This is a genomic window from Stenotrophomonas sp. 1L-E-5-B-C3, from assembly GCF_057292075.1.
Genome location: NZ_JBXAWS010000011.1, coordinates 47,328 through 63,016 on the forward strand (window position 1 = coordinate 47,328; position 15,689 = coordinate 63,016).

Sequence of the window (15,689 nt, forward strand, 5' to 3'; positions counted from 1 at the left end):
GGAGGTTTCATGAGGTTGCCGGCCAGCGGCCGGCACTACCCACTACAGATTCCCGCAGCGCGGTGTTGGGGTCAGAGCCCTTTCCGCTGGAAAGGGATCCGACCCCGGCCTGTCAGCCGTTGTCGCGCAGGAACCGCGCCATCGACGAGACGCCAGGCACGCGCGGCTCGAACTCGCCGGCCACGTCGATGAAGCCCCGCATCACCGCGATCTCGCGCGGGCTGCGGTTGAGGCTGTCGCGCACTTCCGGATCGGCACCGGCGCGCAGCAGGCGCTGCACCAGCAGCGGCAGACCATGCAGCGCGGCCAGGTGCAGCGGGCCGAAACCGCGCGGATCACGCACGTCCAGGCTCACGTCCTCATCCAGCAGGCGTTCCACCGCCGCCATCACCACCTGCTCGTCGCAGGCGGTACCCGGCTCGGCACGCGCACCCAGCAGCAGCAGCAGCGGCGTGACCGAACCGGCAGCGGCCTGGTCCGGTTCGGCACCGGCCAGCAGCAGGGTGTCGAGCAGGGCCAGCAGGCGCGAGCGGTCGCGGGCACTGAAACCGTACAGCGCGGCACAGTGCAGCGGGCCCAGCTGCTGCGCGTCACCGGCATGCACGTCGGCACCGGCAGTGAGCAGGCGCGCAACGATGTCCGGCAGGCCCAGCGCTGAAGCCAGCATCAGCACGGTCACGCCGCCCGGCAGGCGGTGTTCCAGCTTGGCACCGGCGTCGAGCAAGGCCGAAACGATGTCCACCTGGCGCATGCTGACCGCCGCCGACAGCGGCGTCGCGCCACTGGCAGCGGCGTGCTGCGGATCGGCGCCGCGTGCCAGCAGCAGGTCGGTTACTGCCAGATGGCCACCACCGGCCGCACGCAGCAGCGCGGTGCAGCCCTGTGCGTCGACTGCGTCGACGGCAAATCCCAGATCGATCAGGCGGCGCACCGCATCGACGTCACCGGCCATCGCAGCGGCCGGCAGATCGGCCTCGCGCAGGGTGCGGCGCGGCAACGGCCACACCCGCCAGTCGAGCCAGTCGGCCAGGTCACGGCGACCGATCGACAGCGCCACGCCCAGCGGCGTCTGGCCGTCGGCGGCACGTGCTTCCGGCGAGGCACCGTGCTGCACCAGCAGCTTCAGCGCGCCTTCGCGGGCCAATGCGGTGGCCAGATGCAATGCGGTCATGCCATGGCTGTCACGCGCTTCACGATCGACACCGGCCTTGAGCAGGGCCTGCTGCAGGCGCAGCCAGCCCAGGCGCACTGCCAGCGACAACGGCGGGTCACCCGCCGGCGAGGCCGCGAACGGATCGGCACCACGTTCCAGCAGTTCCAGCGCCAGCTGTTCCAGGCCACGGGCGGCCTGGTCGTGCTGCGCGCAGGCGGCAAGGAAGCGCGCCAGGCCACCGCGGCCGGCCGGTGACAGGCCACGCTGCAGCATCACCTGCAGCGCAGGCACTGCATCGATGCCGCGCGACAGCAGCGCGAACATCGGCGTATCGGAGCAGGCGTCGCGCACATAGGGATCCGCACCGTGGGCCAGCAGCCAATCGACCGCGGCCGGCTCCAGCGCCAGTTCGGGGTCGAGCAGCAGCCCGCCCAGCTCTTCCGGCTGGCACAGCTTGGCCAGCGCGGCCATGCCATCGGTGTTGCCGAAGCCCAGCGCTTCGCGCAGCAGGGTCAGCGGCGGACGGTCCGGCAGCAGGCCACTGGCGCTGGCGGCTTCGCCGCGCTCGGCCAGGCCATCACTGACGGCGGCCGGCAACGGATAGGACGGGTCCAGCAGGGCCACAATCGCCCAGCGACCGGCTTCGGCGGCGTAGTCCACCGCACGGCGGCCAACCGGATCGGTGGCATCGGCGGCGATGCCCAGCTCGACCAGGCGCTTGATCAGCAATGGCGAGACATCCTCGGCCATCGCCGCCAGCTGCACCGCATTGCGGCCTTCGCCGTCCACCGCAACCAGATCCGGCTTGTGCGGCAGCAGATGCTCGACCACGGCAGCGCGGCCGGCACGGGCCGCTTCCAGCCACGGCGTACGGCCCAGCGCATCGCGCGCTTCCAGATTGGCACCGGCACCCAGCAGCACGCCGATGATCTCGACGTGGCCAGCCAGTGCGGCCTCATGCAGCGCGCTGCGGCGCTGGCGATCACGCGCGTCAGCCCGCGCCTTGTGCTTGAGCAGCAGCTGCACGCCGGCCGGATCGTCGTCTTCGGTGGCGGCCGCGGCCAGCAACACCGGGGTGCCTTCGGCCGGTTCGCTGCGCGCACCGCGTTCGAGCAGGAAGCGGGCCAGGCGCCAGTTGCCGACCTGGCAGGCCACGGCCAGCGGCGACCAGCCCTCGTTGTTCAGCGCGTCGACTTCGGCGGCGGCATCGCGCAGCAGCGCGGCCACGCCCGGGTCGGAACTGCGCGCCGCATGGTGCAGCGGGGTGTTGCCATCGCTGTCGATGGCACGCGAATCGGCACCGTTGGCGAGCAGGGTCATCACCGCTTCGGGGCGGCCGTGCCAGCTGTCGCGGGTGGCGGCCAGCAGCGGGGTCATGCCCCGGTGCGGCGCATTCACATCGACGCCGCGGGCGATCAGTTCGCGCAGCAGGCGCAGGTCCGGCAGCACCGCCGCCAGCACCGCCAGGCTGCGCTGGTCGCGCCAGTTCGGGTCCGGCAGCGCATACGGATCGGCACCGGCCTGCAGCAACTGCAGGCCCCGGTCGATGCGGCCATGGCGGGCGGCTTCATACAGGGCCGGGGTCAGCTCCTGCGGCGCCATCGCCTCCAGCGGCGCGGTTTCGGCCGCAGCTGCGAACATCGGTTCGTGCTCGTTGCCGGCGCTGGCCAACGGGCTCGCGCGCAGCGACACCAAGGGTGCCGGCGCCACCCGCTGCAGCAGCAGGTGCAGCACGGGAGACAGCAGCACCACCGCCAGCGCGGCGGGCCAGCGCGCGCCTTCCGGCAACAGGCCCGGCCAGGCCGGCAGCACCACCAGCGCGGCCAGCGCGATCACCAGCGCGGCGACACCGAGACCGCGCCAGGCGGTCAGATCGCGTCCGGCCAGCGCCTGCCAATGCTGGGCGAGATTGCCATCCAGGCGTTCGACATCGTTCCACAGCGGCCAGGTGCGCCAGGCCGCCAGCAGGCCGGCACTGACCAGCACGCTCAGGCCCAGCACCGCGGCCAGGCTGCCGCTGTCACGCAGCGCCGCCAGCGGCCAGGCCAGCAGCAGCGCCAGCAACAGCGGCGCCGCCGTCCACAACGCCAGCAGCGCCGGCAGGTCCTGGCGCGCGACGATCTTCAGCGGCAGCAGCGCTCGGCTGCGACGCCACCACGACACACCCAGCGCGAACGCCGGCTGCGCCAGTGCCGCAAGGATGGCGCCTGGAACGCCGCCCACGGCGGCGCCAAGCGCCAGCACGGCGCCTACGGCGAAGGCGATCGACAGGGCGCGCGGACGGGACGTGTCAGTCATAGTGGCGCGGCATCAGGCTGGCCACCGATGGCGGCACCTGCAGGTAGAACCCGCGCTCGCTCATTTCGCTGCGGACCTTTTCCGGATCGGCCTGGGCCAGGCGGCGCTGGGCATCCAGGGCCACGTCCAGGACGAAGGCGAGCGTCCCCAGCGAGGTGAGCAGCGGCGCAGGCAGCGCGCTGAAATCATCGCGACGGGGAACGTAGACGTAGGTGTCCGGCTTGAGTTGGCTTTTATAGACGTAGGCGTGCATGTCCGCGGGACGATAACCCGGGAAGAGCCATGATTGTGTCGGAAAGCCGACACCGGGGAAAGCCGTCAGCCGACGATGGCGGCGTGATCGGCGGCGTTTCCCCGGCGGGATTCAGCAATGTGGCGGCGGCGTTCAGCCAACGCCGCTGCCACACGGGCGCTTACTTGACCTTGGCGTAGGTGCCCTTCAGCGCGACACCGGCGAGGATCGCACCGGCATAGCATTCGTAGTTGGTGCTGCTCTTGAACTCGTTCTTCTTGTAGTAGCTGACGATGTCGACCACGGCGTTGGCGCCGCGCGACTTGGCACCGTCCTGCAGCGCGCGCAGCGCCGACAGCGCGACCCAGCGGCAGGCCTCGGCATCGCTCTTGTTGGCGGCGTTGGTCTTCTTGTTGGTCACGTCTTCGCCCAGGCGCTGCTGCACGCTGACCGGCTGGCCGGCCAGGTAAAAGCGGACGCTGCCGTCGATGCCGGCGTCCTTGGCAGCCTGCGAACTGACCAGTTCCTGCAGGGACTGCTCCACGCGGGTATCGCGGGCAGAAGCGGTGGAGGCCAGGGCCAGCAGTGCGGTGGCCGTGGCGATCATCAGGGTGCGGCGCATCGGAACATCTCCTTGTCGAGGGTGCGGGTAGGTTGCGGGAACAGCCGTGGTGGGGCGGTGGATCACTCGCGCCAGCGGCGGAACACCAGCGAGGTGTTGATGCCGCCGAAGGCGAAGTTGTTGCTCATCACGTACTCGGCCTGCAGTTCGCGGCCTTGGCCGGTGATGAAGTCGAGCTGGCCACAGCGTGGATCGACCTCGGCCAGGTTCAGAGTGGGGGCGAACCAGCCGGCGCGCATCATCTCGATGCTCATCCAGGCCTCGAACGCACCGCAGGCACCCAGCATGTGGCCGACGTAGCTCTTCAGCGAGCTGATCGGCATGCGGCTGCCGAACACCTGCGCGGTCGCCTGGGTCTCGGCGATGTCACCGTGGTCGGTGGCGGTGCCGTGGGCGTTGACGTAGTCGATCTGCGCCGCGTCCAGCCCGGCATCCTCCAGCGCCAGGCGCATGGCCTGGGCCATGGTGTCGGCACTGGGCTGGGTGACGTGCTGGCCATCGCTGTTGGTGCCGTAGCCGACCACCTCGGCAAGGATGGTGGCGCCACGTGCCTGCGCGTGCTCCAGGTCTTCCAGGATCAGCGTGCAGGCACCCTCGCCCAGCACCAGGCCATCACGGCCGGCATCGAACGGGCGCGGCGTGGTCTGCGGCGCATCGTTGCGCACGCTGGTGGCAAACAGAGTGTCGAACACCGCCGCGGCAGTGGCATCGAGCTGCTCTGCACCGCCGGCCACCATCACCGTCTGCTTGCCGCTGCGGATCGCCTCGTAGGCCGCGCCCACGCCCTGGCTGCCCGAGGTGCAGGCACTGGAGGTGGTGTAGACGCGCCCGGACAAACCAAAGAACACACCGATGTTGACCGGCGCGGTGTGGCTCATCATCTTCAGGTAGGTGGTGGCACTGATGCCGTCGGTGGTGAATTCGTTGAGCATGCGGCCGAATTCACCGGTGGCCTCGTGGCTGCCCGAGGACGAGCCGTAGGCCACGCCGGTGCGGCCACTGCGCAGCACCGGGTGTTCATGCAGGCCGGCCCCGCGCAGCGCCACCTCGGTGGCGCGCACCGACATGATCGCGACCTTGCCCATCGAGCGGGTGGTCTTGCGGTTGTAGTTCGGCGGCAGCTCGAAGTCCTGCGCCGGCGCGGCCAGCTTGGTGTTCAGGCCGGCATAGACATCCCATTCGGGCATCGTGCGCACGGCATTGCGGCAGCTGCGCAGGTGCGCTTCGATGGTGGGCCAGTCGTGGCCGAGCGGACTGATGGCAGCGGCACCGGTGACCACCACGCGACGATCGGCAGCCATCAGAGCATGCCTCCGTTCACCGAGATCACCTGGCGGGTGATGTAGCCGGCCGGCTCCGACAGCAGGAACGCCACCGTGGCCGCCACTTCGTCGGGACGACCGACGCGGCCGGCGGGAATCAGCTTGAGCGCGTGTTCGATCACTTCATCGTTGAGCATTTCGGTCTCGATCAGGCCCGGGGCCACGCAGTTGACGGTGATCTGGCGGCTGGCCAGTTCCAGCGCCAGCGCCTTGGTGGCACCGATGATGCCGGCCTTGGCGGCACTGTAATTGACCTGGCCGCGGTTGCCGGCCAGCCCGGACACCGACGACAGGGTGACGATGCGGCCCGGCTTGCGCCGCCGCACCATCGGCATGATCAGCGGATGCAGCACGTTGTAGAAGCCATCCAGGTTGGTGTGGATGACCTGGTCCCAATCCTCCGCCGACAGCGCCGGGAAGGCGCCATCACGGGCGATGCCGGCATTGCAGACCACGCCGTAGTACGCGCCGTGCGCTTCGACATCAGCCTCCAGCGCGGCGCGTGCGGCCTCGCGGTCGGCTACGTCGAACGCCAGCACGCGGGCCTGCTGGCCCAAGGCCTGGATCTCGGCCACCACGGCCTGTGCTTCTTCCAGGCGGCTGCGGCAATGCACCACCACGTCGAAGCCATCGCGCGCGATGCGCAGCGCGATGGCCCGGCCGATGCCCCGGCTGGCGCCGGTCACCAGCACGCTTCGATTCCCTGTCATGCCTGTCCACTCTCCAGATAGGCCATCGCGTCGGCCGGTTCGAACACCGACACGTTGGCTGTCGCCCATTCGTCCTCACCTGCCAGGATGCGGCAGGCGAACATCCCCAATCCATTGTCACCCAACAGCTCGCAGCGCGCCTGTACGCGCAGCCGCGAACCGCTGGGGAAGCTGCTGCGCGCGCTACTGTAGCGGCGGCTGCCGAGCAGGAAGCCCAGCTGCGGCGGCTTGCCGGCCGCACGCGCGCGGCAGCCGGCCCAGGCCGCGATGGCCTGCGCCATGTATTCGATGCCGACCCACGCCGGCACTTCGCCGTTCTCCACGAACAGGCCGGATTCGGGCACCACCAGTTCAGCCTCGAGGGTGTCCTGGTCCCACTGCGTGATGCGCTCCAGCAGGCACATGTCCTGGCGGTGCGGCACCACGTCCTCGATCGCGTACAGCGTGTTCATCGACGCTCCAGTGCCAGCACGGCATTGCTGCCGCCGAAGGCGAACGAATTGCTCAGCACCCGCCGCGGCGCCTGCGCCAGGCAGGAGCCCGGCGCGACCAGCGGCAGCACCGGCAGTGCGGGGTCGGGCACGCCGTCCCACCAGTGCGGCGGCAGCTGCTGCTGTGGGTTCTCGGCCAGCAGGATCCAGCACAGCGCCGCCTCGATCGCGCCCGAGGCACCCAGCGTATGGCCGGTCAGCGGCTTGGTCGAACTGGCCGGCACGCCATTGCCCAGCACCTGCGAGACCGCCAGGCTTTCCATCGCATCGTTGTGCCCGGTGGCGGTGCCATGCAGGTTCACGTAATCCACTTCGTCGGCACCCCAGCCGGCGCGCAGCAGCGCCTGCTGCAGGGCGTCGATGGCACCCATCCCCTGCGGATCGGGGGCGGACATGTGATGGGCATCGGCCGATTCGCCCCACCCGGCCAGGCACACCGGACCCGGCTCGCGGGTAAGCAGGAACAGCGCGGCGCCCTCGCCGATGTTGATGCCGGCGCGGTGCTGCGAGAACGGATTGCAGCGCAGTGCCGACACCGATTCCAACGCGCTGAAGCCGGCCACGGTGAAGCGGCACAGCGAATCGGCACCGCCGGCAATCACCGCATCGACGATGCCGGCGCGCAGCATGCGCGCGGCCGACATCAGCGCCTTGGCGCTGGACGAGCAGGCGGTGGACAGGGTCCATGCCGGCCCCTGTGCACCACTGCGCTGGCGCACGAACTGCGCGGCGGTGCCCATTTCCTGCTGGGCGTAATCGAAGCCCTGCGGCCACTGGCCCTGTTCGGCGTGGGTGCGCAGGGCCTGCTCGGATTCACCAATGCCCGAGGTGCTGGTGCCCAGCACCACCGCCACACGCTCGGCACCATGGCGGGCGATCGCGGCGGCCACCGCTGGTGCGATCTGCGCCAGTGCCACGTCCAGCAGGGCGTTGTTGCGCCCGCGCAGGGCCACCGGCAGGTCCTCCAGCGCCGGCAGCGGCGTGCGCACCTCTCCCAGCGCCAGGGTGCGCCCCGGCAGCAGGCTGTCGTTGTCGCTGAGCCCGCCCGGCACATCGGCGAACATCGCCGACGCGACCGCGGCGCGGCCATCGCCGAGCGCGCAGACTACGCCCAGGTCGTTCAGGTAGATCGGTGCACTCATCGGTCCTGCCCGGCCATGTCGATCGATTCGATGCGCAGCGCATAGCCTTCGGCGCGGTTGTCCAGCTGCACGCTGCCATCGTCCAGGCGCTGCAGCTGCAGCCACACCGTGCCGTCGCGCGACAGGCTGCGCTGTCGGCCGTCATCGCTGACCTGCCAGCCGGCCGGCAGCGCGGCGGCAATGGCCGCGGTCGGCCACAGCGCGAACTGCAGGTCATCCAGCACACGCTCGGCACGTACCTGCGGCGGCAGCCACGGTGCGCGCTGCTGGGTCAGCTGCTGGCCGTCCCACTGCAGGCGCACGCCGGTCTGGCCCATCGCCTGCACCGCCAGCTGCACCTGCTGCGCATCGGCTTCCAGCAGAGCATCCAGGTCGCGCTCATGCGTACCGAAACGGAAATGCAGCTGCTGCTGCAATGCCAGCGGCGCCGGCAGGCTGGCCGGCGACAGGCGCAGCGGCGGCAGTTCCACCAATGGCTTGGGCATGCGGCCGGCACAGGCGGCCAGCACCAGGCACAGCAGCACGGCCGCGGTACGGGCGATCAGGCGCTGCACAGCTGCTCCAGCACGCGCATGCGGCGGCCGCTTTCGTCGGCCACATACGGGTTGTTGGTGTCCCAGGCGTAGCCGGCCAGGATGGAACTGATCATGTCGCGTACTTCGGGCTGCTGCTGCGGGTGGTAGATGATCTTCTGGAAGCCGCCCTCGTACCAGCTTTCAACGAAGCGGCGGAAGGTCTTCACGCCAGCACGCAGCGGGATCGAGAATTCAGCTTCCCAGTCGACGGTTTCGCCGGCATAGCGGCGCGCCAGGCATTCGCTGGCCAGCTGCGCGGACTTGAAGGCGATGGTGACGCCGGAGGAGAACACCGGGTCGAGGAACTCGCCGGCATTGCCCAGCAGGGCGTAGCCCGGGCCCCACAACGAGCTGACATTGGCCGAGTAACCGGTGATGCGGCGCACCGGCAGCACCGCCCATTCGGCGTTGGCCAGCAGCCGGGTCAGGTTGGGGTCCTCGCCGACGATGGCCCGCAGCTTCTGCAGGTCGTCGCCTTCGTAGCGTTCGAAGAACGACGGCTCGGCGACCACGCCCAGCGAGCAGCAGCCGTTGGAGAACGGGATCGTCCAGTACCAGACGTCGATGTGCTCGGGATGGGTGGTGATCAGGATCTTGTTGCGATCGAAGTCCGCTTCGGCCGGAATGTTGTCCCGCACGTGGCAGAAGATCGCGCCGCGCACCGGGAAGTTGGACGGCGATTCCAGCTGCAGCAGGCGCGGCAGCAGGCGTGCGAAACCGGATGCATCGAGGATGAAATCGGCTTCGATGCGGTACTCGCTGCCGTCCGGACGGCGCACGGTCACCGCCGGCTGCTCGCCCGCTTCAACCGACAGCACTTCATCACCGAAGCGCAGCGTGGTGCCCATGCGTTCGGCACCGCGCGCCAGCACGTTGTCGAAGTCGGCGCGCTGCACCTGGTAGGTCGTGCCCCAACCCGGCGAGAACTTCTTCCTGAAGTCGAACGCGGTGCGCGCCTCGCCATGCACGAAGGCCGCGCCGTTCTTGTGCTGGAAGCCCGCTTCGACCACGTCCTGCAACAGGCCGGCAGCCTCGATGTACTCCATGCTCTGCGGCAGCAGGCTTTCACCGATGGAGAAACGCGGGAACTGCTGGCGCTCCAGCATCAGCACCTGGCGGCCCTGCTGGCGCAGCATCGCCGCGGCCACCGAGCCGGCCGGGCCCGCACCGATGATCAGGATTTCAGTACGTTCGACAGCATCCACAGCAGTATTCATCGGTGCGTCCTTGTTGCTCGATCAGGTGGAAAGAAGGAAGTCAGAAGACAGGTTCAAGCTGGCGGCAGGTCATGTGGCGGCGGCCGGAACAGCGGCGAGATCAACCAGACCAGGCCGATGCCGAACAGCAGCGTCAGGCCGAACGCGCGCAGCGCCGGGGTCTGCGACAGGCCCAGCAGGCCGAACGACAGCCAGGTGCTGGCCGCGCCCACGCACACTGCCAGCCAGGCGCTGGCATCGCCACGGTGCTCGATCAGGAAGATGCCGTAGTCGATGCCCATGCCCAGCAGCAGCATCAGTGCCAGCACGTTGAACAGCTGCAGCGGCTGGCCGAACAGACCCAGCAGGCCCAGGGTCAAGGCACCGGCAATCAGGGTCGGCGCGAACACGCGCCAGGCCTGGCCGCGGTAGCGCAGCCACAGCGCGCCGAACACCAGCGCGATGCCGACCAGCAGCAGCCCACCCATCAGCTTGCGGTAGTGGCCCAGCAGCGTGGAGAAGTCGGCAGTACGGTCCACCCAGCGCACACCCGGCAGGCCTTCGGCCGCGCCCTGCAGGGTGGCCAGCGCATCGGCGCGCGACAGGTCATCGACCATCACCACGCTGATCATCTGCCCACCGACCTCGCCCACCCACAGGTGGCGGAACGGCTGCGACGCCGGCGAGGCCAGGAAGGCTTCGGCGCTGAGTGGTGCGGCCGCGAACTGCGGTCGCTGCAGCGGCTCGCCCACGGCCTCGGACACGGCCGACAGCACGCTGGGTTCCACCCTCGCGGTCAGCGCGGCATCGGCCTGCTGGCGCGACGGCGACGGCAGCCAATCGCTGATCGCGCGATAGCCACCAATGCGCTTGTCGTTGGCCAATACACGCAGGCGTTCGGTCAGCGCTTCTTCGCGCTGCAGCAGCTGCGCGGCATCGGCACCCTGCACCAGGTAGAACTGCGCCGGGCTGGGCATGCCCAGCAACTGGCTCAGGCGGATCTGCTGCGCCATCAATGCCGGCGGCGACGACTGCAGGCTGCGCAGGTCGTCGTTGCTCTGCAGGCGCGCGATGCCGATGGCAGACAGTGCCAGCGTGATCACCACGAACATCGTCACCGCGCGGCGGCCATGCAGGCGCGGGAAACGCTCCAGCGTGTTGCCCAGCCACTGCGAGAAGCGGGTCTGGCGGATCTCGCCACCATCCAGCCACGGGAACCAGAAGATCACCGTGAGGAAGGCGGCAGCCAGGCCGACCACCGAGAACAGCGCCATCTGGCGCAGGCCCGGGAACGGGGCCAGGCCCAATGCCAGGTAGGCCAGCGCACTGGTCAGCAGGGCCAGCCACAGGCCAGGCAGCAGATGCCGCAGCAGTTTCCAGCGACGATCGGCCGGCTCGGCCTGGCGCGAGGCGAACCAGTGAATGCCGTAGTCCTCGGCCACGCCCACCAGCGACGCACCAAATACCAGAGTCAGCACGTGCACCTTGCCAAACACCAGCACGGTCACCGCCAGCGCCACACCACAGCCGATCAGCAGCGAGGCGGCCACCAGCAGGATCGGCCGCAGCGAGCGGAATGCCAGCCACACCAGCAGCAGCACCGCCGCCAGCGACCCCCAACCGATGGTGTTGATCTCCTGGTTGGCCTGCACCGCGGCCGCTTCGGCGTGCAGTGGCACGCCGGCATGCAGGATCTCCAGATCCGGAGCGGCCGCTTTTGCTGCCTGCCCGGCACGTTCCAGCAGGCCATCGAGATGGCGTTCGCCGTCGAGCTGGAACGCCGAACCCGGCGTGTCGAACTGCAGCGCGGCCCAATGCTTGTCCTCGGCTTCGAGCAGGCCGTCATCGCCCAGCCGCAGTCCCGAACCCTGCGCCTGCTGCTGCCACCACTGCGGCCACAGCGACAACGGGTCCTGCCGCCAGTCGGTCAGGCGCGGCGCGCCCATCGGGCCGTACAGCGCGGCCAACGCCTGTTCGGCCAACGCGCCCGGCTCGCTGCCCTGCAGCTGCTCGCGCTGTGCAGGTGTCAGCAGGCGGTCACGGTACGGCGCGTAGAACGCGCGCGCCTCATCGAACCAGCCTTCGATCGAGCCGCTGGGTACCAGCAGGGCGTGATCGGCGTCCTTGGCCATGGCTGCGGCAAAAGCCGCCTGCGCACGCTTGGCGACAGCACCGTCCTTGCTGCCCAGCAGCACGACCACCTGCCGCGAGCTGCCGTCGGCGATGCGCCGGGTGACATCGCTCAACAGGCGGTCGTGTGCATCCTGCGGCAGCAGGGCGAGGATGTCGGTGTCGATCCGCGATTGCTGGCTCCACAGGTGCCACTGCTGCGCGCCCAGTACCACCAGCACCAGCAGCCAGGCGATGCCCAGCCAGTGCCACCAGCGTCGCAACCGGTCCGGTGCGTTCGATGCCGCGGCCTCACTCAAAGCGGCGGGCCTCGTCGGCATTGAGCGTGGCCGGCGTCTCGCTCAACGCGCTGAACTGGATCTGCGTGCGGTCCTTGTTGGCCTCCACGATCTCGACCTGGCGCACATAGCGGTCGCCCTGCAGGGTCAGCGATTCGAAAGCCTTGGCCAGCATCGCCGACTTCGGCGTCAGCCGCAGCCGCCAGCCCTGCCCTTCACGACTGGCCGCCACGTTGAACTGGCTGGACAGCGCCTGCACGTCGCCACTCATCAGCGCGAACATGATCGCGTTCACCGAACGCATCGCCGGTTGCTGCCGTGCATCGAGTTCGACGCGGGCGCTGCCATCGCGCTGGCGGCTGAGGATGCGGTCGGCGGTGACCACCACCTCGGAGGGGAACGGCTTGAGCGTGGACCAGATCACGCCGTGCTGGCGCGCGACCACGAACCGGCCCTGAGAACGCAGCGGGTTCTTGAAGCCGCTGACCTGCTTTTCCTGGCTGAACTGGCCACGCAGCACGTCCGGCCGCGCCACCGCCTGGGTGATCGCATCGATGGCGGGGTCGGCCGCCTGCACCAGCGGTGCGGCCAGCAGCAGCAACGCGCACAGCAGTGCGCGCGCAAAACGGTTCGCTCGGTTCATGGCGCGGGCACTCCCAGGCGTTCCCACAGTACCGGCGGGCACTGGTACAACATTTCCTTGCTGGCCGCGTCCACCGCGACCTGGATGGTCATCGCACGGGTCAGCACCTGGCCGCTCTGCGCATCGATAATTTCGTACTCGATCTTCAGCCGGTTCTCCCATTCCACGATGCGCGCGATCACGCGCAGGGCCTGGTTGAACAGCAGTGGGCGCACATACTTCACCCGCGCATCGACCACCGGCCACAGGTAGCCCGATTCAAGCATCTGCGGGTAGTCGTAGTCGTAGCGCCCGAGCAGCGCGCAGCGCGCGATCTCGAAGTACTTGAAGTAGTTGCCATGCCAGACCACGTTCATCGGATCGCAGTCATGGAAGGCCGGGGTCAGCGAAATCTCGCCGACCCGTTCGATTGCTTCATTCACCGGCATACAGCTCCCAACGTTGCGCGCGGATCTCCACCAGCAGCTCCCGCAGTTCGCGATCCAGCGCGCGGTCTTCTTCAACCAGGGCGATGCGCTGCCCCAGGTCGGCGTACATGTCGGCCAGACTGCCATGCAGCTGCGCGTTCAGGCCAACCCGTTCGCGCAGCGCCAAGCCCTGGCGGGCAGCGACCAGCATCGCGGCCACAACCTGTTCAGTCAGCTCGATCACGCGCAGGCAATCGCGCGCGGCAATGGTGCCCATGCTGACCTTGTCCTGGTTGTGGCATTCGGTGGAACGCGAGAACACGCTGGCCGGCATGGTCTGCTTCAACGCTTCGGCGGTCCAGGCCGAAACGCTGATCTGCAGCGCCTTCAGGCCATGGTTGATGGCTGCGCGCGGGCCGGTGGCCGCCGACAGGTTGGCCGGCAGGCCATGGTTGTAGCGGGCGTCGACCACCAGCGCCAGCTGCCGGTCGAGCAGATCGGCGACGTTGGCCACGGTGTTCTTCAGGGTGTCCATCGCCAGCGCGATGTGGCCGCCGTAGAAGTGGCCGCCGTGCAGGATGCGCTCGCCATCGGCGTCGATCAGCGGGTTGTCGTTGGCGCTGTTCAGCTCGGTTTCGATCAGCTGGCGCAGGAACGGCAGGCTGTCTTCCAGCACGCCGATCACATGCGGCGCGCAGCGCAGCGAGTAGCGGTCCTGCAGGCGCTGTTCATTGCGCGGCGGACGCTCGCTGTGCAGGTCGCTGCGCAGGCGCGCGGCGATGCGGCCCTGGCCCGGGTGCGGCTTGGCGGCGAACAGGGTTTCGTCGAAGTGATGCGCGTTGCCGTCGCTGGCCAGCACGTTGAACGCAGTCAGCCGCGTGGCCATGCGCGCAAGGTAATCGGCGCGCTGCCAGGCCAGGCATGCCAGGCCGGTCATCACCGCGGTGCCGTTCATGATCGCCAGGCCTTCCTTCGGTCGCAGCTTCAGCGGGGTCATGCCGATCTTCGCCAGCACATCCGCCGCCGGCTGCACGCGGCCGTCGTGCAGCACCTCGCGCTCGCCGCACAGCACAGCGGCCACGTACGACAGCGGGGTCAGGTCGCCACTGGCACCGACCGAGCCTTCGGCCGGAATCATCGGCAGTACATCGTGCTGCAGCAGCGTGGCCAGGCCTTCCAGCAGCGGCACACTGACACCGGACATGCCGCGCACCAGCGACGCCAGGCGCGCGGCCAGTACCGCACGGGTCTCGACCGGGTCCAGGTAACGGCCCAGGCCACAGCCGTGGTAGGTGTACAGGTGGTGCGGCAGCTCAGCCACCAGCGCCGGCGGGATGTTCACCGTGCACGAGTCACCGTAGCCGGTGGTCACGCCATAGATCACACCGTCCTCGCGCAGCAGGCGGTCGAGGAAGTCGGCACCGCGCTGGATGTGCGCGCGGAACACCGGCGCGTCGCTCAGGGCGGCGTCGCACTGGCGCTGGGCCAGGGCAACCACGTCTTCAATGGTCAACGGTGCATCGCCAAAGCGGCACACGGGTACGGCGTCAGTCGTCATGCGGAGCCTGATCCCAGAAGGGGAAGAAATTGAACCAGTCCAACGGGGACTGGATGACCTGGAGTTCCAGCCAGCGCGCGAAGCGCTGTGCCTGTTCGGCCAGCGCGGCGTCGCGCGAGCCACGCGGCAGCACGATGCGGTCGGCGAACTGTTCAAATGCCACGCGATAGCCCTCGCCCTGGTGCAGGCAGGCCATCGTGTAGACCGGGCAGCCCAGCGCGGCAGCGAGCACGTAGGCGCCGATCGGGAACGGCGCGCGGTGGCCAAGGAAATCGGCGGTGACGCTGCGGCCGCCCTGCACCGGCGTGCGGTCGCCGACGATAGCGACGAAGCCACCGGCCGCCACGCGCTCGGCCAGCATCATTGCCGTGGCCGGGCCCATTTCGGTTACCTGCACCAGCTCCACCGCCGCCAGCGGGTCCAGCCGCTGCAGCAGGCGGTTGAAGCGCTGTGCATGCGCGGTGTGCACCAGCACGGTGATGCGGAAACCCGGCACCTGTTCGGCCAGCACCTGGCACAGTTCCAGGCAGCCGATGTGCGCGGTGAGGATCAGCCCGCCTTCGCGGCGCGCGATCTTCTCCAGCACCAGGTCGCGATGCAGATGGATGCGTTCGGCCGGATAGCGCCCGCCCAGGCCGAGGATCTTGTCCAGCATCGTGTCGGCGAAGGCGAAGAAGTGGCGCAGGCTGTCGCGCCGGGTCGGCGCACGGCCCAGCACGCCGCTGTGCGCCTGCAGCCGCTGCAGGTACTGCATCGAGGCCTGGCGACCGACACGGTTGCCCAGCCAATGGCAGGCCACCACCGGCCACACGCACAGGCGGAATGGCCAGCGCCCGAACCAGCGGTGCACCCAGCACAGGAACAGCACGCCGGCCACCGAGGTGGATTCGCCGATGTCGGCCCAGTGCGGGGCACCCTGCGCGGCCGCCATC

General features: G+C 69.3%; 14 protein-coding genes. All 14 read right to left on the reverse strand.

Annotation, left to right across the window (positions count from 1 at the left end):
* Positions 1–112: 112 nt before the first annotated feature.
* Positions 113–3,451: an ankyrin repeat domain-containing protein gene (locus AC0Z6F_RS14635; RefSeq protein WP_197581999.1), complete on the reverse strand. Its 3,339-nt coding sequence runs from the start codon at positions 3,449–3,451 to the stop codon at positions 113–115.
* On the reverse strand, positions 3,444–3,704 hold the full coding sequence (locus tag AC0Z6F_RS14640; RefSeq protein ID WP_010482302.1) for a YcgL domain-containing protein: 261 nt from the start codon (positions 3,702–3,704) through the stop codon (positions 3,444–3,446). Before AC0Z6F_RS14640 ends, AC0Z6F_RS14635 begins: the two co-directional genes overlap by 8 nt.
* A 160-nt stretch (positions 3,705–3,864) precedes the next feature.
* Entirely contained in the window at positions 3,865–4,305 is a 441-nt protein-coding gene (locus AC0Z6F_RS14645) for a hypothetical protein (RefSeq protein WP_010482305.1), read from the reverse strand.
* A gap of 62 nt (positions 4,306–4,367) precedes the next feature.
* Positions 4,368–5,606, reverse strand: a complete 1,239-nt coding sequence (locus AC0Z6F_RS14650) for a beta-ketoacyl-ACP synthase (protein WP_485617508.1) — start codon at positions 5,604–5,606, stop codon at positions 4,368–4,370.
* Positions 5,606–6,337 (reverse strand): 3-ketoacyl-ACP reductase FabG2, encoded by a 732-nt coding sequence (locus AC0Z6F_RS14655; protein ID WP_057497835.1) that lies wholly within the window; start codon positions 6,335–6,337, stop codon positions 5,606–5,608. The genes AC0Z6F_RS14650 and AC0Z6F_RS14655 overlap by 1 nt, the downstream gene beginning before the upstream one ends.
* On the reverse strand, positions 6,334–6,789 hold the full coding sequence (locus AC0Z6F_RS14660) for a hotdog family protein (protein ID WP_032129169.1): 456 nt from the start codon (positions 6,787–6,789) through the stop codon (positions 6,334–6,336). The genes AC0Z6F_RS14655 and AC0Z6F_RS14660 overlap by 4 nt, the downstream gene beginning before the upstream one ends.
* Positions 6,786–7,970, reverse strand: coding sequence for a beta-ketoacyl-ACP synthase (locus AC0Z6F_RS14665; protein WP_012512463.1), 1,185 nt, complete (start codon positions 7,968–7,970; stop codon positions 6,786–6,788). Before AC0Z6F_RS14665 ends, AC0Z6F_RS14660 begins: the two co-directional genes overlap by 4 nt.
* Positions 7,967–8,524, reverse strand: coding sequence for a DUF3261 domain-containing protein (locus AC0Z6F_RS14670; RefSeq protein WP_012512464.1), 558 nt, complete (start codon positions 8,522–8,524; stop codon positions 7,967–7,969). The genes AC0Z6F_RS14665 and AC0Z6F_RS14670 overlap by 4 nt, the downstream gene beginning before the upstream one ends.
* Entirely contained in the window at positions 8,512–9,762 is a 1,251-nt protein-coding gene (locus AC0Z6F_RS14675; protein ID WP_012512465.1) for an NAD(P)/FAD-dependent oxidoreductase, read from the reverse strand. The genes AC0Z6F_RS14670 and AC0Z6F_RS14675 overlap by 13 nt, the downstream gene beginning before the upstream one ends.
* Before the next feature lie 53 nt (positions 9,763–9,815).
* Positions 9,816–12,191 (reverse strand): MMPL family transporter, encoded by a 2,376-nt coding sequence (locus tag AC0Z6F_RS14680; RefSeq protein WP_050767043.1) that lies wholly within the window; start codon positions 12,189–12,191, stop codon positions 9,816–9,818.
* Entirely contained in the window at positions 12,163–12,792 is a 630-nt protein-coding gene (locus AC0Z6F_RS14685) for an outer membrane lipoprotein carrier protein LolA (protein ID WP_197582010.1), read from the reverse strand. The genes AC0Z6F_RS14680 and AC0Z6F_RS14685 overlap by 29 nt, the downstream gene beginning before the upstream one ends.
* The gene (locus AC0Z6F_RS14690) at positions 12,789–13,220 is read right to left on the reverse strand and encodes an acyl-CoA thioesterase (RefSeq protein WP_100469926.1); all 432 of its coding nucleotides are present in this window, start codon (positions 13,218–13,220) and stop codon (positions 12,789–12,791) included. The genes AC0Z6F_RS14685 and AC0Z6F_RS14690 overlap by 4 nt, the downstream gene beginning before the upstream one ends.
* Positions 13,207–14,757: an HAL/PAL/TAL family ammonia-lyase gene (locus tag AC0Z6F_RS14695; protein ID WP_012512469.1), complete on the reverse strand. Its 1,551-nt coding sequence runs from the start codon at positions 14,755–14,757 to the stop codon at positions 13,207–13,209. The genes AC0Z6F_RS14690 and AC0Z6F_RS14695 overlap by 14 nt, the downstream gene beginning before the upstream one ends.
* Positions 14,747–15,688, reverse strand: coding sequence for a lysophospholipid acyltransferase family protein (locus AC0Z6F_RS14700; protein WP_012512470.1), 942 nt, complete (start codon positions 15,686–15,688; stop codon positions 14,747–14,749). The genes AC0Z6F_RS14695 and AC0Z6F_RS14700 overlap by 11 nt, the downstream gene beginning before the upstream one ends.
* Position 15,689: the final 1 nt, after the last annotated feature.